The following is a 5,986-nucleotide window of genomic DNA, read 5'->3' on the forward strand; positions in this document are numbered from 1 at the left end:
CCTGTTCTTGGCTGCGGCGGGCGCAAGGCCCGCGTGCCTGGCGATCAGGCCGAGCGACGGCGACGGGCCATGAAGCCCACGGCGCCCAGGCCGGCCAGCATCAGCGCGTAGGTTTCGGGTTCCGGAACGGCAGCGACGGTGGCGTTAAGCGTGTAGTTGGCCGGCTTGGTGGTCACGGTGCCAGCCACGACCAACGAATAGTCGCCTGCAGCCAGCGAGGTGTAGGGCGGCAGCACCAGCGTCTTGTTGGCGATGCTGAACGACTCCAGCAGCGACGTGCCCTGGTACAGGCTGAACGTGGCGTTGGACGAACCGGTGGAGCCGACAGTGACGTTCAGCGAGCTGAGGCCAGTCAGGCTGAAGCTGTACTTGTCGTTGAAGGTGCTGCCCTTCAAGTTGTAGGGCTGGTTGACCTCCAGCGCTTCGCTCAAGTCGGTCCAGGTGTACTCGACGGCATGGGCGGAAACGCCAGCCAGGGCCAGCACGGAGGCGATGACGATCGCGGAACGCTTCATGGAGACTCTCCCTGAGTCAGATAGATGGTGGTGTGCTTTCGGTGGTCGCTCAGCACTTGTTACGAGTGTGACGAACGCGCGCCATCCGGGTGATCCCCCGTTCGGGGGAACTGCAACACCCATATTAGTTGGACACACCGGCACTACGTCGCACAACTCGCCGCTGCGCGTGCTTTGCACCGCCTGCGTTGCGCCGCCGCATCGTGCGTGTGCCACAGCGCTGCCATGCTGGCGGGCGGGGCGCGTCGGGATAATGGCGGCCCTTCCTCGGCTTGGACCTGGCAGCACCTGATGGCACACCCCACCCCTCCCACCATCGCCGTGATCGGCCTCGGCTACGTCGGCCTGCCGCTGGCCGTGAAGTTCGGCGAACGGCAGCGCACGATCGGCCTGGACCTGTCGGCCGAGAAGGTGGAGGCCTATCGCCGCCATGTCGACCCCACTGGCGAAGTCTCGACCGAAGACCTGAAGGCCGCGGTGCACCTGTACTGCACCACCGACCCCGCAGCCATCGCCGAGGCCGACATCATCATCGTCGCCGTGCCCACCCCGGTGGACGAAGCGCGCCGCCCCGACTTCACGCCGCTGGTCAAGAGCTCGGAGAGCGTGGGCCGCCACATGAAGCGCGGCGCGGTGGTGGTGTATGAATCCACCGTGTACCCGGGCGCCACCGAAGAGGTGTGCGTGCCCATCCTGGAGCGGCTGTCGGGCCTGAAGTGGAAGACCGACTTCTTCGTCGGCTACAGCCCCGAGCGCATCAACCCCGGCGACAAGGAGCGCACACTCACCAAGATCACCAAGGTGGTCTCGGGCGACACGCCCGAGACGCTGGCCACCGTGAGCCAGGTGTACGGCAGCATCATCACCGCCGGCGTGTACGAAGCCAGCAGCATCAAGGTGGCCGAGGCCGCCAAGGTGATCGAGAACACCCAGCGCGACCTCAACATCGCGCTGATGAACGAGCTGGCGATCATCTTCCACATGATCGGCATCGACACGCTGGAAGTGCTGAAGGCCGCCGGCACCAAGTGGAACTTCCTGCCCTTCCGCCCCGGGCTGGTGGGCGGCCACTGCATCGGCGTGGACCCGTACTACCTGACCCACAAGGCCGAGATGCTTGGCTACCGGCCCGAGGTGATCCTGGCCGGCCGCCGCATCAACGACAGCATGGGCAAGTTCATCGCCGAGCAGACGGTCAAGCAGATGATCGCGGCCGACCTGCCGGTCAAGGGTGCCGACGTGGTGGTGCTGGGCCTGACCTTCAAGGAAAACTGCCCCGACCTGCGCAACAGCAAGGTGATCGACGTCATCCATGAGCTGCAGAGCTTTGGCGTGAACGTGCATGTGCACGACCCCATCGCCTCGCCCGAAGAAGCGCAGCACGAGTACGGCGTGACGCCGGCCGCCTGGAACGCGCTGCCCAAGGCCCATGCGGTGGTGGCCGCCGTGGCCCATGCGCAATATCTGGAGATGGGCCCCAAGGCGCTGTGCGACCGCCTGCAGCCGGGCGGCCTGATCGTGGACGTGAAGGCCTGCTTCGACGAAGCGGCCCTGCGCGCCGAAGGCGCCCGGGTGTGGCGCCTGTGAGCGCCTACGACACCCTGCGCGCCGAGCTGCAGGCCGCGCCCCGCACCTGGCTGGTGACGGGCGCCGCCGGCTTCATCGGCAGCCACTTGGTCGAGACCCTGCTGTCGCTGGACCAGACGGTGGTGGGCCTGGACAACTTCGCGACCGGCCACCGGCACAACCTGGTGGCCGCCACCGCCGTGCAGACGGCCGAGCGGCAGGCGCGCTTTCGCTTCATCGAGGGCGACATCCGCGACGCCGCCACCTGCCGCAGCGCCTGCGAAGGCGTGCAGCATGTGCTGCACCAGGCGGCGCTGGGCTCGGTGCCACGCTCGCTGGCCGACCCCGTGACCACCAACGCGGCCAACATCGACGGCTTCTTGAACATGCTGGTGGCCGCGCGTGACGCCGGTGTGCAACGCTTCGTGTATGCCGCCAGCAGCTCGACCTACGGCGACCACCCCGGCCTGCCCAAGGTGGAAGACCGCATCGGCAAACCGCTGTCGCCCTACGCCGTCACCAAGTACGTGAACGAGCTGTACGCCGAGGTGTTCGGCCGCTGCTACGGCACGGCGTCCATCGGGCTGCGCTACTTCAACGTGTTCGGCCCGCGGCAGGACCCGAACGGTGCTTATGCCGCGGTGATCCCGAAGTGGGCGGCGCAGATGCTGCGCGGCGAGGCGATCCGCATCAACGGCGACGGCGAGACCAGCCGCGACTTCTGCTACATCGCCAACACGGTGCAGGCCAATCTGCTGGCCGCCACCGTGAGCACGCCCGAGGCGCTGAACCAGGTCTACAACGTGGCGGTGGGCGACCAGACCTCGCTGAACCAGCTGTATGCCGAGCTGGCCGCCGCGCTGGGCGCGCAGCGGCCAGGGCTGCAGGTGGCACCGGCGGTGTATGGCGACTTCCGCGCAGGCGACGTGCGCCACTCGCGTGCCGACATCGGCAAGGCGCAAACGCTGCTGGGCTACGCGCCCACGCACCGCTTCGGCCAGGGGCTGCGGGCCGCGGCCAGCTGGTACGCGGCGCAGTCGGCTGCCTAAGGGTTCAGCCGTTCAGAGAGAAAGTCGCCCAGCGCCCGCACCCGCGCGCTGAGGTGGCTGCCGCTGGCCAGGGCCAGCACCAGCGGGTAAGGCGCCGAGCGCAGCGCCGGCAGCACCTGCACCAGCCGGCCGGCGGCCAGGTCGTCGGCCACGTCCAGCCGTGACTTCATCGCGATGCCGTGGCCGGCCAGCGCCCATTGCCGCGTCACCAGGCCGTTGTCGGCGATGCGCCGCACCTGCGGCCGCAGCGTCACCGGGCGGCCGTCGTCCAGCAGCGTCCACACATGGCCGGGCCGACTGGCCAGGCGCAGCGAGATGCCTTGGTGCTGCGCGATGTCTTCCGCCGTCTGCGGCGTGCCGGCCCGGGCCAGGTAGTCGGGCGAGGCCACCAGCACCCGGTGGTTGTCGGCCAGCCGGCGCACAATCAGGCCGGGCTGCTGTGGCTCACCGTAGCGCAGCGCGGCGTCCACCGGTTCACGCGCGAGGTCGCTCAGCCGGTCGCCCACCTGCAGCTCCAGCTGCAGCGCGGGGTGCAGCGCCATGAACTCGTCCAGCAGCGGCCGCAGCAGCCGCGTGCCCAGGTCGGCCGGCATGCCCAGCCGCAGCAGCCCGCGCACCTGGGCCAGGGGTTCACGCAACGCGGCCACGCCGTCGCCCAGCAGGGCCAGCGCCTCACGCGCCCGCTGCAGGAAGGCCGCGCCTTCGGGCGTGGGCCGCAGCGCGCGGCTGTTGCGGGTGAACAGGGCCGCGCCCAGCTGCGCTTCCAGCCGGCGGATGGCCGCGGTGGCAGTGGCGGGCAGCCAGTCGCGCTCGCGCGCGGCGGCGGCCACGCTACCCAGCTCGGCGGCGCGCAGCGCCAGCTGCAGCGCGGGCAGCTCCAGCGTGTCGGCGGCCACGGTGGGCAAGGCAGGCATGCAATTGACAAACGTGGTTTGCGGCTGCCGCAGTGTGGCACGGCTGGTTTGCCTGCGGCTTCAACGGCACAGTCACCCCCATCGCATTGAAGGAGTTGCCATGAAAGCCGTCGCCTACCGCCAGAGCCTGCCCATCACCGAGGCGCAAAGCCTGATCGATGTGGACCTGCCCGAGCCCGAACTGCGCGCCAACGACCTGCTGGTGGAAGTGAAGGCGGTGTCGGTGAACCCGGTGGACACCAAGGTGCGCCGCAACGTGGCGCCGCCCGAAGGCCAGGCCAAGGTGCTGGGCTGGGATGCGGCGGGCATCGTGAAGGCGGTGGGCAGTGCCGTCTCGCGCTTCCGGGTGGGTGACCGCGTGTGGTACGCCGGCGCCATCGACCGCGCGGGCAGCAACAGCGCGCTGCAGGCGGTGGACGAGCGCATCGTCGGACCGATGCCGGCGACGCTGGGCTTTGCCGAGGCGGCCGCGCTGCCGCTGACCAGCATCACGGCCTGGGAACTGCTGTTCGACCGCCTGGGCGTGCCGCGCGACGGCGGCGAGGGCCAGTCGCTGCTGATCGTCGGCGGCGCGGGCGGCGTGGGCTCGGTGCTGACGCAGATCGCCCGCCGGCTGACGAAGCTGACGGTGATCGCCACCGCCTCGCGGCCCGAAACCCAGGCCTGGTGCGCCGACATGGGCGCGCATCATGTGATCGACCACCGCCAGCCGCTGGCCGACGAGCTGCGGCGCATCGGCCATGCACAGGTGAACCTCGTGGCCAGCCTGACGGCCACCGAGCAGCACTACGCCGTCCTGGTGGAAGCGCTGGTGCCGCAGGGCAAGCTGGCGCTGATCGACGACCCGGCCACGCCGCTGGACATCACCGCGCTCAAGCGCAAGAGCCTGTCGCTGCACTGGGAACTGATGTTCACCCGCTCGCTGTTCCAGACGCCCGACATGGCCGCGCAGCACCAGCTGCTGGGCGAGGTGGCGCGGCTGGTGGATGCGGGCGTGCTGCGCAGCACGGTGACCGAACGCTTCGGCGCCCTCAACGCCGAGAACCTGCGCCGCGCCCACGCCTGGGTGGAAAGCGGGCGGGCGATCGGCAAGGGCGTGCTGGAGGGGTTCTGACAGGCGCCCTTACCGGGGCTGCTTCCAGAAACGCGGCGCGTCCGCCAGTCGCTGCAAGGCCTTGCGGCAGCGGCGCGCGCTGATGGGCGCCTGGCCCTGCAGCCAGCCCACCGCGAACCAGGCGTTGCCGTCGCCGGCCTGCGCCGCCTGGCGGTAGACCTGCGCGGCCACGGCATGGTCGTTGTGCAGGCCCAGCGCATCTTGCGCGGGCTCGAGTTGCTTCAGGTAGCGCTTGACGGCCTTGGCATCAAAAGCCGGGGCCGCGAACTCCGCCAGGTAGCGCAGGCGCTTCAGCCGCTTGCGAGTGCGGTGCTGCTGCTCGACCGGCAGCGACTCGAAGCCATCGGCATCGCGCGCCACCTGGCGGTGCAGGTGCTGCAGGCGGTGGCGGGCCAGGGCGCGGGCGCTGCCGGCTTCCACCGGCGCCAGGCCGTCGGCCTGCAGGTTCTGCACCGTCAGCGCCAGCAGCGCCAGTTGCAACTCGCTGCTGCGGGCCACGGTTTGCGGCTCGGGCACGTCGGCCGCGCGCGAGGGCGCGGCCAGCGGCGGCGCACCTTCTTCGGCCAGCGTCTGGGCCGTGGCCTGCAGCACCGTGTCCTGGTCGCGCCAGCGGCCCAGTTCACTGAAGGCCTCCCGCACCGGGGCGGGGGCCTCGATGCCGGCCAGCTCGCGCAGCACGGTGCGCAGCCGGCGCAGGCCCACGCGCAGCTGGTGCACATGTTCGGCATCGCCATGGCCGCTGGCCAGCGCATCGGCATTGGGCACCACCTGGGCCAGGCAGCCGGCCACGCTGTCGCGCAGCCACTCGGCCGCCGACTCGGGCAGCGC

6 protein-coding genes are annotated in these 5,986 nt (G+C 70.3%); 3 read left to right on the plus strand and 3 right to left on the minus strand.

The window, feature by feature from the left end; translation table 11 throughout:
* Window positions 1–44: 44 nt before the first annotated feature.
* Window positions 45–515 carry an FxDxF family PEP-CTERM protein gene (locus ABNT58_RS09070; protein WP_348753168.1) on the minus strand — a complete coding sequence of 157 codons (471 nt, stop codon included), beginning with the start codon at window positions 513–515 and terminating at the stop codon, window positions 45–47.
* 291 nt (window positions 516–806) lie between these two features.
* Between ABNT58_RS09070 and ABNT58_RS09075 the strand changes: the two genes are divergently transcribed.
* Both ABNT58_RS09075 and ABNT58_RS09080 read left to right on the plus strand, forming a co-directional pair.
* The gene (locus tag ABNT58_RS09075) at window positions 807–2,102 is read left to right on the plus strand and encodes a nucleotide sugar dehydrogenase (RefSeq protein WP_348753169.1); all 1,296 of its coding nucleotides are present in this window, start codon (window positions 807–809) and stop codon (window positions 2,100–2,102) included.
* Window positions 2,099–3,130, plus strand: coding sequence for an SDR family oxidoreductase (locus ABNT58_RS09080; protein WP_348753170.1), 1,032 nt, complete (start codon window positions 2,099–2,101; stop codon window positions 3,128–3,130). The genes ABNT58_RS09075 and ABNT58_RS09080 overlap by 4 nt, the downstream gene beginning before the upstream one ends.
* Here the strand turns inward: ABNT58_RS09080 and ABNT58_RS09085 are convergent.
* Entirely contained in the window at window positions 3,127–4,044 is a 918-nt protein-coding gene (locus ABNT58_RS09085; protein ID WP_348753171.1) for a LysR family transcriptional regulator, read from the minus strand. The genes ABNT58_RS09080 and ABNT58_RS09085 overlap by 4 nt on opposite strands.
* A gap of 100 nt (window positions 4,045–4,144) precedes the next feature.
* Between ABNT58_RS09085 and ABNT58_RS09090 the strand changes: the two genes are divergently transcribed.
* Window positions 4,145–5,158, plus strand: a complete 1,014-nt coding sequence (locus ABNT58_RS09090) for a zinc-binding alcohol dehydrogenase family protein (protein ID WP_348753172.1) — start codon at window positions 4,145–4,147, stop codon at window positions 5,156–5,158.
* Between the two features lie 9 nt (window positions 5,159–5,167).
* Here ABNT58_RS09090 and ABNT58_RS09095 read toward each other — a convergent pair.
* Window positions 5,168–5,986 (minus strand): CHAD domain-containing protein (locus tag ABNT58_RS09095; RefSeq protein ID WP_348753173.1); only part of this gene is annotated, 819 nt, incomplete at its 5' end.

The organism is uncultured Aquincola sp., from assembly GCF_964001545.1.
Classification (GTDB): domain Bacteria; phylum Pseudomonadota; class Gammaproteobacteria; order Burkholderiales; family Burkholderiaceae_C; genus Aquincola.